At 66.3% G+C, this 13,706-nt stretch carries 13 protein-coding genes; 5 read left to right on the plus strand and 8 right to left on the minus strand.

From position 1 onward, the window contains the following. Both A5785_RS22790 and A5785_RS23615 read right to left on the minus strand, forming a co-directional pair. Nucleotides 1-295, minus strand: a 295-nt coding sequence (locus A5785_RS22790) for a helix-turn-helix domain-containing protein (protein ID WP_156527987.1), incomplete at its 3' end; no start/stop codon positions are given. A gap of 34 nt (nucleotides 296-329) precedes the next feature. Further along, nucleotides 330-584: a hypothetical protein gene (locus tag A5785_RS23615; RefSeq protein ID WP_231895420.1), complete on the minus strand. Its 255-nt coding sequence runs from the start codon at nucleotides 582-584 to the stop codon at nucleotides 330-332. 181 nt (nucleotides 585-765) lie between these two features. Here A5785_RS23615 and A5785_RS03415 point away from each other — a divergent pair, with 181 nt between their 5' ends. From A5785_RS03415 to gatB, 4 genes are all read left to right on the plus strand, one after another. Further along, on the plus strand, nucleotides 766-2,100 hold the full coding sequence (locus tag A5785_RS03415; RefSeq protein WP_082946528.1) for a sensor histidine kinase: 1,335 nt from the start codon (nucleotides 766-768) through the stop codon (nucleotides 2,098-2,100). 10 nt (nucleotides 2,101-2,110) lie between these two features. Further along, nucleotides 2,111-2,806 carry a response regulator gene (locus A5785_RS03420; protein WP_039855305.1) on the plus strand — a complete coding sequence of 232 codons (696 nt, stop codon included), beginning with the start codon at nucleotides 2,111-2,113 and terminating at the stop codon, nucleotides 2,804-2,806. A gap of 158 nt (nucleotides 2,807-2,964) precedes the next feature. Beyond that, entirely contained in the window at nucleotides 2,965-3,999 is a 1,035-nt protein-coding gene (locus tag A5785_RS03425; RefSeq protein ID WP_005205247.1) for an ATP-dependent 6-phosphofructokinase, read from the plus strand. A 91-nt stretch (nucleotides 4,000-4,090) separates the two neighbouring features. Continuing rightward, the gene (gene gatB / locus A5785_RS03430) at nucleotides 4,091-5,593 is read left to right on the plus strand and encodes an Asp-tRNA(Asn)/Glu-tRNA(Gln) amidotransferase subunit GatB (protein WP_005205244.1); all 1,503 of its coding nucleotides are present in this window, start codon (nucleotides 4,091-4,093) and stop codon (nucleotides 5,591-5,593) included. Between the two features lie 15 nt (nucleotides 5,594-5,608). On the opposite strand, the gene A5785_RS03435 is transcribed toward gatB, so the two are convergent. From A5785_RS03435 to A5785_RS03445, 3 genes are all read right to left on the minus strand, one after another. Beyond that, nucleotides 5,609-6,046 carry an Imm63 family immunity protein gene (locus A5785_RS03435; RefSeq protein ID WP_005205243.1) on the minus strand — a complete coding sequence of 146 codons (438 nt, stop codon included), beginning with the start codon at nucleotides 6,044-6,046 and terminating at the stop codon, nucleotides 5,609-5,611. Continuing rightward, a complete protein-coding gene (locus A5785_RS03440) occupies nucleotides 6,043-6,771 on the minus strand; it encodes a TNT domain-containing protein (protein WP_005205240.1) in 729 nt (242 codons plus the stop codon). The genes A5785_RS03435 and A5785_RS03440 overlap by 4 nt, the downstream gene beginning before the upstream one ends. Nucleotides 6,772-6,891: 120 nt before the next feature. Continuing rightward, complete coding sequence (locus tag A5785_RS03445; protein ID WP_082946522.1) at nucleotides 6,892-8,061, minus strand: PQQ-dependent sugar dehydrogenase; 1,170 nt, start codon at nucleotides 8,059-8,061, stop codon at nucleotides 6,892-6,894. Between the two features lie 187 nt (nucleotides 8,062-8,248). On the opposite strand from A5785_RS03445, the gene A5785_RS03450 reads away from it, so the two are divergent. Then, the gene (locus tag A5785_RS03450; RefSeq protein WP_005205236.1) at nucleotides 8,249-9,451 is read left to right on the plus strand and encodes a DoxX family protein; all 1,203 of its coding nucleotides are present in this window, start codon (nucleotides 8,249-8,251) and stop codon (nucleotides 9,449-9,451) included. A gap of 102 nt (nucleotides 9,452-9,553) precedes the next feature. Here A5785_RS03450 and ilvD read toward each other — a convergent pair whose 3' ends face one another. From ilvD to A5785_RS03465, 3 genes are all read right to left on the minus strand, one after another. Next, nucleotides 9,554-11,398, minus strand: coding sequence for a dihydroxy-acid dehydratase (gene ilvD, locus A5785_RS03455; RefSeq protein ID WP_039855265.1), 1,845 nt, complete (start codon nucleotides 11,396-11,398; stop codon nucleotides 9,554-9,556). A 328-nt stretch (nucleotides 11,399-11,726) separates the two neighbouring features. Continuing rightward, on the minus strand, nucleotides 11,727-13,070 hold the full coding sequence (gene mgtE, locus A5785_RS03460) for a magnesium transporter (protein ID WP_005205232.1): 1,344 nt from the start codon (nucleotides 13,068-13,070) through the stop codon (nucleotides 11,727-11,729). A gap of 84 nt (nucleotides 13,071-13,154) precedes the next feature. Continuing rightward, nucleotides 13,155-13,664 (minus strand): PH domain-containing protein, encoded by a 510-nt coding sequence (locus A5785_RS03465; RefSeq protein WP_005205231.1) that lies wholly within the window; start codon nucleotides 13,662-13,664, stop codon nucleotides 13,155-13,157. Nucleotides 13,665-13,706 lie beyond the last annotated feature (42 nt).

The raw sequence follows: 13,706 nt of genomic DNA on the forward strand, positions 1-13,706 counted from the left end.
GGTCTTTGATCTGCTCGTCGCCGACGGTGCGAGGTCGCCCAGGCCGGGGTTCGTCGAGCAACCCCTCGCAGCGGTGCCCGACGAACCGGCCTCGCCAGCGCCGCACGGTACCTCGGTTGAGGCCGAGTCGTTGTGCCACTTCAGTATTCGAACCGCCATCAGCGGCGGCGAGAACGATTCGTGAGCGCATCGCCAAACCCGAGGCCGTCGTTCGCCGACGCGCCCACCCTTCGAGCTCACGGCGCTCGTCATCGGTCAGAACAATATCCACTGCTCGCGGACCCCGGGTTGCCATTCCCTAGCCTAACAACCGAATGACAATTAATGACTCAGGACACTAGTGCCCCGGCGCCGTTGCCGTCGAGAAGGCGCCTGACGACCGCGGCCGCCGCGGGGTCTTCGGTGGTTGCGGTGTGGTCGGAGGTGTCGGTGTTCGACGTCGAAGCGACCGCCGACTGCGCGGCCGCGTGGCCGGCAGGCGTCATGGGGAGGGTGGCGAACGCGGCGACGCTGACGAGCAGAAGTGCGGCTGACCAGCGTCGACGTCGGTGGGTGCGATGGGGGAGTCGGTGGCTCGAAGTCATGTCATCGACGCTAGAAATGCGGAGCACCAACCCACATCGGCCGCGAGTGGGGTTGTCGCACAGTCCATTCGCGGTGACCGCTGTCGTCGACCCACTACCGCAGAGCGACCCCGATCTCCCTCTTGGGTATGAGGACATCGTGAGCCGACTCGCCTACGGTGGACGACGAGGTGATCTGATGATGAAGCACGTGCGGACCGGGCTCCGTAAGGCCGGCTCCGCCCTCGTCGACGAGGTGCGCGCTATTCCCGCGCTGTCGGATCCCGATGTGCGACGCTATTTTTCGTCGCGCGCGAATGTGTTCTTCTTCCTGTGTGCCGCAGTGCTGTTCGCTGTGGCATGGCCGACATCGAGCCTGACGCACGACGTTCCGGCGTACGCGATGCCCGCCGTGGCCGCGGCGATCGCATGGCCGGTTGCGCTGGGGTGGTCGGCTCCCGTTGTGGGATGGGCGATCTCGTTGCTCGCGGCGATGATCATCGGGTCGGTGGTTCCCACGGTGGGCGGGTGGCCGTGGTCGATCCAGGTGACGCACATCATCGCAATCCTTGTGCTGTCGTTCATGGCCGCACTCCGATGCCCGCTCCGGTGGCTGCCGGTGATCTGGTTGGCGTCGACGTTGGTGATGACGAATTCGGCCCCCGACGACCAGCGGCCGGGATGGATCTTCGGTCTGACGTTCGGTGCCATCGTCATCGCCCTTGTGCGCGGGCTGCTGGCATCTCGTAGGCAGCTGGCCGAGCGCACCCAGGAGACCAAGGCGGCGGAATCCGAGGCGGCCGTCCTGCAGGAGCGTGCACGCATCGCGCGTGACCTCCACGACGTCGTTGCCCACCGGATGTCGATGGTGGTGGTGATGGCGCAGACCGCTCGGTATCGACTGCCCGACGTCAGCGACGCCGCTGCGGCCGAATTCGACGCGATCGCCGTGGCGGCGCGCACCTCGCTCGACGAGGTGCGCCAGCTCCTCGGCGTGCTGCGTGAACCCGACGACACCTCAAATGCGTCGAGTGCGCGGACAGCGCCCAACCCCGGGCTCGAACACATCGAGTCGTTGGTTGAGGCGACACGTCGGGCAGGAGCCGACGTGCAGTTGCATCTGGCGACGCCCGGAACGGACGTCGGCGAGGCGTCGGGTCTGGCCGTGTATCGGATCGTGCAGGAGTCCCTGGCCAACGCCACCCGCCATGCGCCGGGAGCGCGGACAGACATCTGGCTGCGCGACGGTGCACAAGGTCAGCTCGAACTCGCAGTCGTCAACGGGCCGGGCACCGAACCGCCGCTGGATCTTGCGGGCAACGGAGCCGGTATCCCCGGTATGACCGATCGGGCGCGCAGCGTCGGCGGATCACTCGTCACCGCGCTCACCCCTGACGGCGGATTCGCCGTCCGCGCGTGGGTTCCCACCGGAAACCAGCGCGCGATCACTTCATCGGACCCAACCGCATCATCGGACCCCACTGCTTCATCAAATACAGATTCATCAAATACAGATTCTTCGGATGCAGAAAGGTAGCGTGCATCCGGTGCCGATCACGCTTGTCATCGTCGACGACCAGGCGATGGTCCGACAGGGATTCTCGGCGTTGCTCGCCGCCCAACCCGACTTCTCGGTGCTCGGTGATGCCGCCGACGGCGTCGAGGCCGTCGAACTGTGCGCCAGGGTGAGCCCCGACGTAGTGCTCATGGATGTGCGGATGCCCAGGCGCGATGGGTTGTGGGCGGCGCAGCGCATCCTGGCGAGTCAGGCGGGCGTCGAATCCGGTACGGGCGCAGGCGTTCCGGCGAACGGCGCCGCGGGCAAGACGCGCGTGCTGATGTTGACGACCTTCGACATCGACGACTACGTGTACGAAGCGCTGCGGATCGGGGCGTCGGGATTTCTGCTCAAGGATGCGCCCGCCGACGAGCTCGTCCGGGCTGTGCGGGTGGTCGCGGCGGGCGATGCGCTGCTGGCGCCGTCGATCACCCGCCGACTCATCGCCGAGGTGACCTCGCGGCGTGAGCGCCGCACCTCATCGCCGGAACTCGCATCCCTCACCCCGCGCGAGCGTGAGGTGCTCGAACTGGTCGCCGAGGGCAAGTCGAACGCCGAGATCGCGGGCGAACTGTACGTCACCGAGCAGACCGTCAAGACACATGTGAGTGGATTGTTGGGAAAACTCGGCCTGCGCGATCGCGCCCAAGCCGTCGTCTACGCCTACGAGCACGGTGTGAAGTGATGAACACCGGCTGTACGGCATTCGCTGTCGCACGGCGCACGGCACGACGGCCAACTAGATTGGACAGCGTTCACCCAAGTAAGCGTTCACCAGTGAGCGTTCACCCCGGCGGCTAACTCGGATAGCGGCAACTCGGACGGCGGAAGGCACGAAGAGACATGGCGAAGAGATACGGCATTCTCACCTCCGGAGGCGACTGCCCGGGTCTGAATGCGGTCATCCGCGGTGCGGTTCTCAAGGGAGAAACCGTCTATGGGCAGGAGTTCGTCGGCTTTCGTGACGGCTGGTACGGACTCGTCTACGGCGACATCATCGAGCTCGACCGCGCCCGTGTGCGTGGTCTGAGCCACGAGGGCGGAACCATCCTCGGTACCAGTCGATTCGGTCCGTACTCCGAGCCGGACGGTGGCGCGGAGAACATCAAGAAGGTCCTCAAGAACCTCGAGATCGACGGTGTGATCGCCATCGGCGGCGATGGCACGGCCGCAGCGTCGCAGCGCCTGTTCGAAGACGGCATCAACATCGTCGGCGTGCCGAAGACCATCGACAACGATATCGCCGCGACCGACTACACGTTCGGTTTCAACACCGCGGTCGAGATCGCGACTGAGTCCATCGACCGGTTGCGTACCACCGGTAACTCGCACAAACGCTGCATGGTGCTCGAGGTGATGGGCCGTCACGCGGGGTGGATCGCATTGCACTCCGGAATCGCGGGCGGCGCGCATGCCATCTTGATCCCGGAGCATCCCGAGAGTCTCAATCAGATCTGCGCCTGGGTGACGAGCGTGAAGAACCGCGGTCGCTCACCGATGGTCGTCGTCGCCGAGGGCTTCAAACTGCCCGAGATGGAGACCGCACATTCGACGAAGGGGCTCGACGGCTTCAACCGGCCCCGACTGGGCGGCATCGCCGAGGTCCTCGCCCCGATGATCGAGGAGCGCACCGGAATCGAGACCCGCGCAACCGTGCTCGGCCACGTACAGCGCGGTGGAGTGCCGACGGCGTTCGACCGCGTCCTGGCCACCAGACTCGGCATGGCGACGACCGATCTCGTCGCCGACAAGGGCTGGGGGCAGATGGTGGTGCTGCGTGGCACCGAGATCGAGCGCACCACCTTCGACGAGGCGCTGGCCAACCACAAGCAGGTCCCCGCGGCCCAGTATCAGGAAATGCGGGTCATCTTCGGCTGACGGGCCCCGCTCGGCGCGGCTCGGTGATGCGCGCCGTCGATGCACACGACCCGACCGACCGGGCGATGCGCGCACGCATAAACTGGACGCCATGACTGCCGCGACCGCCGAACTGATGGACTACGACGAGGTCATCGAGAAGTTCGATCCCGTGATGGGACTCGAGGTGCACGTCGAGCTCGGTACCGACACCAAGATGTTCTGTGCGTGCCCGACCGCCTTCGGAGCCGATCCCAACACGCAGGTGTGCTCGGTGTGCATCGGCCTGCCCGGATCACTCCCCGTGGCCAACGCCAAGGCCATCGAGTACGCGATACGCATCGGACTGGCGCTGAACTGTTCGATCCGGCCGTCGAGCACCTTTGCGCGGAAGAACTACTTTTATCCCGACCAGCCGAAGAACTACCAGATCTCCCAGTACGACGACCCGATCGCCTACGAGGGATACCTCGACGTCGCGCTCTCCGACGGAACGACCTGGCGTGTCGAGATCGAACGCGCTCACATGGAGGAGGACACGGGCAAGTCGCTGCATGTGGGTGGCGACGGCCGCATCCACGGCGCCGACCACTCCCTCCTCGACTACAACCGCGCGGGTGTGCCGCTCGTCGAGATCGTCACCAAGCCGATCACCGGTGCCGGAGCGCGCGCACCCGAGGTCGCGCGCGCCTACGTCACGGCGTTGCGAGATCTCCTCAAGTCACTCGACGTCTCGGACGTCCGCATGGATCAAGGATCGCTGCGCTGCGACGCCAATGTGTCGTTGATGCGCAAGGATGCCTCCGAGTTCGGCACCCGCACCGAGACCAAGAACGTCAACTCGCTCAAGAGTGTCGAGGTCGCCGTCACTTACGAAATGCGAAGGCAGGCAGCGGTTCTCGAATCGGGCGGCGAGGTCGTGCAGGAGACTCGTCACTTTCACGAATCCGACGGCACCACCTCGGCGGGGCGTCGTAAAGAGACCGCGGAGGACTACCGCTACTTCCCGGAGCCCGATCTGCCTCCCGTGCAACCGGATTCGGCATGGGTGGCCGAGATCCAAGGCGCATTGCCTGAGTTGCCGTGGGTGCGACGCGCGCGGATCCAGACCGAGTGGGGCGTGTCCGACGAGGTCATGCGTGACCTGGTCAACGTCGGCGCCGTCGACCTCATCATCGCGACCGTCGATGCGGGTGCCGCTCCCGAAGCCGCGCGCGGCTGGTGGGTGTCATTCCTCGCGCAACAGGCCAATACGCGCGAGGTCGAACTCGCCGATCTGGCCATCACTCCGGCGCAGGTCGCCTCGGTCATCGGACTCGTCGACGAGGGCAAGCTGACCACCAAGCTCGCGCAGCAGGTCGCGGTCGCGGTGCTCGACGGCGAGGGCGAACCCGAGCAGATCGTGGCCGACCGTGGCCTCGAGGTGGTGCGCGACGACTCCGCACTGCAGAAGGCCGTCGACGAGGCACTGGCCGCCAACCCCGACATCGCCGACAAGATCCGGGGCGGCAAGGTTGCGGCCGCAGGCAAGATCGTGGGCGACGTCATGAAGGCGACGCGCGGTCAGGCCGACCCGGCTCGTGTGAAAGAACTGGTCATCGCCGCCTGCTCCTGACGACGCCCGAGCCGATCAGCTCGCGTTTGGAAGAAGCGCGAGCACATCGTCGTCGACGCCGGCGTCGACCAGTCGTGACCGCGTCTGACCGAGCCACGTGTCTGCCCACTCCGGGTCGACGCCGTGCAGGATGTCGTACTGCGCCTGCCACGACACCCTGCGGAAATCCGGGGTGCCGGGCGGGTGCAGTCGTCGCGACTTCGCATCCGATATCTGTTCGGCGACGAAGAAGAGAAACTCGTCGGCAGAGGTGGTCTGTCGGTCGGAGAGAATGCGTGCACGTTCTCTGACCGTCAGATGCCACACGCCGTCCTGCTGCCAGCATGATGGAACACCGTCGTCGCGCAGACGTGACAGCTCGGGGAGGTCGTCGGTGGTCGCCCCCATACGACGGCCGAGCTCGACGATGCGCGTCGTCATCGACTCGCCGAGCCCGCTGTCGATACCGGTCATCCGCTGGTCACCGGCGGGAACGTCTGCAGCAGGTATCCGGCGCACAGCAGCCAGCCGACGTTGACGTCGGTTCCACACTCCGGGCGGCTCGGCAGAAGCTGTGGGACCACCTCGTACTGAGTGCCGAGACCGGGTTGTTCGAAGGCCGGTGCGATCGGGCCGGTGTAGATCGGGAGTTGCTTGACCACGCGGTACACGTGGTAGTTGCAATACCGGGGGCTGGAGCTGTTGACGAGATTCGACGGCGGCAGTGACCGTTTGATGTAACTCGTGCCGGTGGGTGCGAAGAAGTTGCCACCCTCACCGCCGTACCGGTCGATGCTCTTGCCGACGTCCAGCGCGGCGCGGTGCTTGATGGGCTTGCCGTTCCTGATAACGTACCCCTGTTGTTCCGGATAGCGCCAGTTTGCTTTGGGCTTCGCGTCCGGGTCCCACCACTTGGTCAGGAAGTCCTTGCCGTCGGTGAAGTTGCCGAGGCGCTTATAGCCGGCCAACTGAGGTCCGACCGGCGCCTCCGTGGCGAATTCCTTCGGGCCGAGGCGCCAATCGCCCGGGCTGTAGAGTTCCGCCGAACAGCCGGCCGAGGTGCCCGGCAGGCCGGGGATGCCGCCGAGACTGCCGAAATCGGAGGAGCCCAAACCCGGTGCCGCGGTGGCCACACCGGCAGACCCGAATGCGAGGGCGAGGAAGAACGAGAGTACGAGAACCAGAACGCGACGACGCATGGGCCGTGCCTTTCGCTGAATGATCAGTGGTGAAGGCAGCGTAGAGCGCGCCCATGTCACCGATCGGCAGTATCGCGAAATCCGTACGACGAACGGGTGACGGAAAACGAGGCTCGTACCTCAGGTCCGATTCTCCGACGACGCGGGCGGAATGAAGCGCACGACGCGGTCGTCGGTGGCGACAGGCTTGCCCGACGCCTTGTTCACGGTCGCGAAAAGCATTGCGCCACTTGCGGAGCTGACGATCCGACCCAAAGCGCCGTAACGCTTCTCGAGAACGACGGCAGGCGGAGTGATCGTCGGCTTCTCTCGTGTCGGTTCGGTGAGCGCGAGGATCTGCTGGGTGCGCGTGGTGGTTACGAAGATCTGGCCCGATGAGACCGCGCAACCCGCGACATCGGGTTTGTCCGGCCACGTCCACAGCACCTTGGGCCCGGCCGACTCGACGATCTGCAAGCGATCCTCGGTCGAGGTGCGATCGGCGACGTAGAGCGCTCCGGTGTCGTTGTGGCACAGTGCCACGTTCGATCCGAATCCGGAGGCGACGACTTTCGGTGGCGGATTGGCGCCCGACCCGAACGAGGTGACGGACAGCAGTTTGCCCGCGAGCGACGCAGGGTTTGCCGCCGCCGACGGATCACCCGCATCGCCCGTCGCGACGAGGAGCTCGGTGGGGGAGCGGAAGTACAAAGCCCCCATGTTTCCGGTGGCACCCTTCGGAATCCCGGTGAGAATCGGCTTGGCGACGTCGCCCGGCGCGATCCGGACCACGCGATTGTCCGACGGGGTGGTGATGAGGGCGTAGATGAGCCGGTCCTGGCTGTACGTCGGAGACAACGCGAAGTCGACGAGTCCGCCGTCGCCCGAGCCGTCGACGTCGAACGAGGCGATCGCTCGTTGCGGTCCATAGCGCTTGGCGGTGATCAGTTTGCCCGTCGTGCGTTCGGCGACGACCGTTGTGGTCGCCTGATCGTCGCCGGGCATGAGTCCTCCGGTCGACGCGAGACATGTGGCGATGACCTGGGGGTCGGGGTCGACGCACGGGCCTGTCGGCGGCGGACCCTGATTCTCCGGGGTGCTGGGCTCGGGGGTCGGCGTCTGCTGCTGATTCTGGGGCGCATCGTTGTTGGCCGAGAAGTCGCCTGCCGCGCGGTCGCGGTCCTGAGCGGAGAAGTCTGCGCACCCGGTGAGTACGACCGCCGCCAGCATGATCGCCCCCGTCAGCAGTGCCCACAGGCGCACCCGCCGGGATCCGGCGGTTCGATGCCGCTTGTTCCGCCCCTCTCGCATGCACACCACAGTAGGCGATGGTCGACGACTCACCGCGCGCTGTTGGGCGGTGGCCCGTCGGCGACGCTCTACAGTCGACTGTGTGACTGAACGAGACGACCGGGCCTCTACCGACGACGTCTCCGGAGCGGCGTCGAACTCCGACGATCGCGGTCTGAGGGGAAGTTCAGGCAGCGGCACCGGGCGCGTGGCGGCAGGCAACGCGGAGACGGGCAGCAACAAACCCTACGTTGGTTCCGACGGCGACTCCGCGAGTCCGTACGACGAGACGACCGGGCAGATCCCCATCCAACAACGTCCTGCCGACGACCGTGATGCCTTCTACGACAGGCACTCTCGTGGACGGATGACTCGCGTCGACGAACTCGACGATCTCGATCCGGACGAGGTGCAGACGCGCCCGTTCTCCGCCACGACCCCACCCGCTGGGAAGCCGACGCCGCCGGCAGCAGTGTCCTCAGAGTCGGCCGCGGGGGCGACGGGGCATCGACGGCGCCGCAGGCCCGCGCCGCAACGTATCGACGACGCCGCGACCGAACGTTTCGCGAGCTCCGAGCCCGCAACGCCCGAACCTGCGCGCGAGCACGGGGACGTTGCCCACCCGGTCACCGCCGCCTCGACCGAGCGTCACGACACCGCGATCATCGATACGGCCACCCCTCAACCCGAACACGACGCCGCCGACTCCGCGACGGCCGAACCCGTCGACCCCGCCACTCCTGAGCCCGTCGATACAGCGAGATTCAGCAGTGCGCGGGCCGACGTCGACGCAGTGCCTGCGCCGGTACACGCCGACCATGACGAGTCGCTCGCGGTCGCCGAGCCGCGCGTGCGACGCGGCACCCTCGACCTCGGGCTGCTGCTGTTACGCGTGGCCGTCGGAGTCGTCGTGATGGCGCACGGTTTGTCACACCTGTTCGGTTGGTGGACCGGCACAGGTCTCGACGGGTTCCAGAATGAACTCCTCAATCCCGCGAACCCCGCGATCGGATTCGCAGCGGACGCCGCCAAGCCGCTGGCAGCGGGTATCGCGCTCGCCGAGACGATCGGCGGTCTGATGGTGATCGTCGGGCTGCTCACGCCGATCGGGGCGTCGGCGATTCTCGCGGTGATGCTGCTGGCAGCCGCATTCAAGACAACGCTCGCCGGTGGGTTCGAGTTCTTCGCGAGCGCAAGCGGCGTCGAGTTCGAGCTCATGATGGCCGCGGCGGCCGCCGCCATCATCCTCACCGGGCCGGGGCTCTACTCACTGGACTATCCGCGTGGCTGGGCCCGCAGACCGTTCATCGGCTCGGTGTTGTGGCTGGTCGTCGGGATCGCCGTCGCGTGCGTGATCTGGATCTTCTGCAACGGCACCGACCCGTTCACCTCTCCGGGCAACCCGGGCTGACAGCCCCGCTGTAAAGACACCAACGCAATGAAGAAGGGCCCGACCAGTTGGTCGGGCCCTTCTTGTTGGAGTTGTACGCCGGACGCTCAGACGCCCAGACTCTCAGTCGACTCGGCGAACAGCGCCCTTGTCAGCGGAGGTGGCCAGCTTGGCGTAGGCGCGCAGCGCAGTCGTCACCGTGCGCTGGCGGTCCTTGGGCTGCCACGGACGCTCGGAGGCCTCCATCTTGGCGCGACGCTCGGCGAGCACGTCGTCGTCGACGAGCACCTTCAACGCGCGAGTCTTGACGTCGATGAGGATCGGGTCGCCGTCTTCGATCAGACCGATGACACCACCCGCGGCGGCCTCGGGGGAGATGTGGCCGACCGACAGACCCGACGAGCCACCGGAGAACCGGCCGTCGGTGATGAGCCCGCACTTCTTGCCCATGCCGGTGCCCTTCATGAAGGCGGTCGGGTGCAGCATCTCCTGCATGCCCGGGCCGCCGGACGGGCCCTCATAGCGCACGACGAGCACCTCGCCTGCCTGGATCGTCTTGGACAGGATGACCTGCACGGCCTCCTCCTGGCTTTCGACGACGCGCGCGGGACCCTGGAAATGCCAGAGGTCTTCGCTGATGCCCGCGGTCTTGAGCACGGCTCCGTCTTCGGCCAGGTTGCCCTGCAGCACACACAATCCGCCCTCTGCGGTGTACGCATGCTCGACGTCGCGGATGCAGCCGCCCTCTTCGTCGGTGTCGAGTGAACTCCACCGGTTCTTCGTCGAGAACGGTTCGACGGTCCGCACGCCACCTGGCGCGGCGTGGAACAGTTCGATCGCGGCGTCGGTGGCCTTGCCGCCGCGGATGTCCCAGTCGTCGAGGGCGTCGGCCATGGTCTTCGAGTGCACCGTGGAGACGGTGTCGTCGATCAGTCCGCCACGACGCAATTCACCGAGGATGGCGGGGATGCCACCGGCGCGGTGGACGTCTTCCATGTGGTAGTCGGAGTTGGGTGCGACCTTCGACAGACACGGCACGTTGCGGCTGATCTCGTCGATGACGTCGAGATCGAAGTCGGCGACCTCGCCCTCCTGCGCGGCGGCGAGGATGTGCAACACGGTGTTGGTCGAGCCGCCCATCGCGACGTCGAGTGCCATCGCGTTGCGGAAGGCCGTCGTGGTCGCGATGCTGCGCGGGAGCACCGAGTCGTCGTCGTCGCGGTAGTAGCGAAGAGCAGCCTCGACGACGGTGGTGCCCGCGCGACTGAACAGGTCGTAGCGCGCGGCGTGTGTGGCCAGCGTCGAGCCGTTGCCCGGCAGCGACAGACCCAGTGCCTCGGTCAGGCAGTTCATGGAGTTGGCGGTGAACATGCCGGAGCACGAGCCGCATGTCGGGCAGGCCGACCGCTCGACCTCGGTGAGGCCCGCGTCGTCGACGTCGTTGTTCGCCGACGCCGAGATCGCGGTGATGAGGTCGGTGGGCGCCTGCGCGACACCGTCGACGATCACGGCCTTGCCAGCCTCCATCGGGCCACCCGAGACGAAGACGGTCGGGATGTTCAGGCGCATCGCGGCGTTGAGCATGCCGGGAGTGATCTTGTCGCAGTTCGAGATACACACCAGCGCGTCGGCGGTGTGGGCGTTGACCATGTATTCGACGGAGTCGGAGATGATCTCGCGGCTCGGCAGCGAGTAGAGCATGCCGCCGTGACCCATCGCGATGCCGTCGTCGACGGCGATCGTGTGGAACTCGCGGGGAACGCCGCCCGCGGCGCGAACAGCGTCGGCCACGATCTCGCCGACGTTCTTGAGGTGCACATGGCCCGGCACGAACTGTGTGTACGAGTTCGCGATGGCGACAATCGGCTTGCCGAAATCGTCATCGGTCATGCCGGTGGCACGCCACAGTGAGCGGGCTCCGGCTGCTTCTCGTCCGACGGTGGTGGTTCGCGACCTCAGGGCTGGCATGGGATTCCTCGATCGTTCGGTGTCCGCGCGAGGCGGACCGTGTGGACTCGCGATGCGCCGACTACGGCGCTGTGGATGTCTCAACGCCACACCAGACGCGAATATTCGCTCACCGTTTTCGTGTGCGTCGGAAACGTTCGTCTGGCCTGACACCTCGGCGGGTCCGCACCGGGTTCGACTGGGCTGAGCCAACTCGCGTCGTCACTCCGATGGGCGTGGCGAAGCGGGTTCGCTCATCAACGGTACTCCCCGCTGACGTGCGGGAACAAAACAGATCTCGGCCGACGGCCCGCGCGCGTCGGCCGCCCGGCGGTGCATGTACCGCGACTCAGATACCCAACACCGATTTGGCGATCATGAAGTAGAGCAGGAGGCCGGTTGCGTCGCAGAAGGTCGAGATGAACGGAGTGGAGAACACTGCGGGGTCGACTTTGATCGACTTGGCGATCAGCGGCATGAGCCCGCCGACCGTCGCGGCCATGGTGCAGATCGACACGATGGTCACGCCGATGACCGTGCCGATGCGGAAGTCGTAGACCAGGCCCGCGACGACGAATCCGACGAGCCCGAGGCTGACGCCGAGTGTCAGTCCCACTCGGAACTCCTTGCCGACCACCCGGGCCACATCCCGAGGTGCGACGTCGTTGACGGCGAGTGCTCGGGTGACCGTCACCGCGGCTTGCGAACCGGTATTGCCGCCGATGCCGGTCAGAAGGGGGATGAACAGCGCAAGCGCCACCATCTCGTCGAGCGTCGCCTCGAAGATCTCGAGGACGTTGACGGTGAGGATCGCCGAGATGGCAAGGACGAAGAGCCACACGATCCGTGATCGGGTGATGGAGAAGACCGAGGCGAGCAGATACGGCTCGTCGAGCGGCTCGCTTGCGCCGGCACGCGCCTCGTCGACGTCTCGGGCCTGCTCGATGACTTCGACGGCGTCGTCGAGAGTCAGCACCCCGACGACCCTGTTCTCGCTGTCGACGACGGGCATGGCGAGGATGCCGCGGTCGACGCAGCGTTGCGCAGTCGACTCCGCGTCGTCGTCGGCGGCAGCAGCGACGGGTTTGCGCATGAGATCGCCGACCGGGGTCTCGGGCTCGGCGAGCAGGAGATCGCGCAAGCTCACCACACCCTCGAGGACGCGATGGTGGTTGATCACCGGGATGGTGTAGATCGTCTCGACCTCGGCGCCGCGCTCTTTCACACGCGCGAGAGCCGCGGCGACCGGTTCGTCGACGTAGGCATGGACGATTTCGGGGCTCATCCGCCTGCCGACCGAACCGCGCGGATAGCCGAGGACGACGCCGGTGGCATCACGTTCTTCGGGTGTCAGGTCTGCGATCAACGTGTTGGCGACGGCCGCGGGCAATTCGTCGAGCAGTTCGGCGCGGTCGTCGGGATCGAGATTGTCGAACGCCTCGGCGACCGCAGTGGTGCCGAGGTCGTCGATCAGGTGGCGCTGCGACCGCGGGCTGAGGTCGTCGAAGACGTCGACGGCTACGTCCTTGGGTAGCAGCCGAAACGCGATACCGCTGTGCTTGCGGGGGAGTCTGTCCAGAATGGCGGCGACGTCGTGGTGGGGAAGGGTCGAAAGGTATGCCGACGTCTGGGCCAGCTCGCCCGCGTCGATGAGGTCGTCGATGTCGTGGGCGGAAACGGTGGGGCTTGCCACCTGAAGAACCTTAACGCGACGGCCGGGTTCGGGCGGGTTGACGATGACTGCTGGGCACGATTCTGCGCATCAGGATCTCGGGCGTCAGGATTCTGCTGCGGCCGCGGCGGCGTATGGATCGGGGATTCGGCCGCGACTCGCGGCGGACAGCAGTGGCAGGTCGCGGAACATCAACGCAGGCAATCGGACCTTCGAGCCGTCGGACAGCACTGCCCGGACGGGTCCCCACTTGGAGAACTGCAGACCCGCAATGTCCGACCACGCGATGCGCCTGGTGCGGAACGTGCCGACCGCGGTGATCCCGTCCTCGGTGACGACAGTCCGGATTCGAGCGATCCACAGGGCGAGCAGGATCGGGATGATCAGTGTCCAGCCGAGCCACACCAGTGACGTGCCCGCCAGGATGATCGCGACGATGAACGCCGCTGGCACCGCGAAATAGGCCAGCTTCTGTACCCGGAAAGCCTGTGGCAACTCGACCGCATCCTCTGCCGAGGAGTCCTCGTGTGACAGGTGATCCTCGCGAGACAGGTCCTCGCTCGGGGGGACGTCGTCGGGGAGGTCGCTGGAAGTCGGCTGGTCAGACGAAGGCACGACCCCATTGTGTCATCCTCGCCAGACGGCCCGTCCACGCAG

This window comes from Gordonia sp. 852002-50395_SCH5434458 (assembly GCF_001665905.1).
GTDB classification, from domain to species: domain Bacteria; phylum Actinomycetota; class Actinomycetes; order Mycobacteriales; family Mycobacteriaceae; genus Gordonia; species Gordonia jacobaea.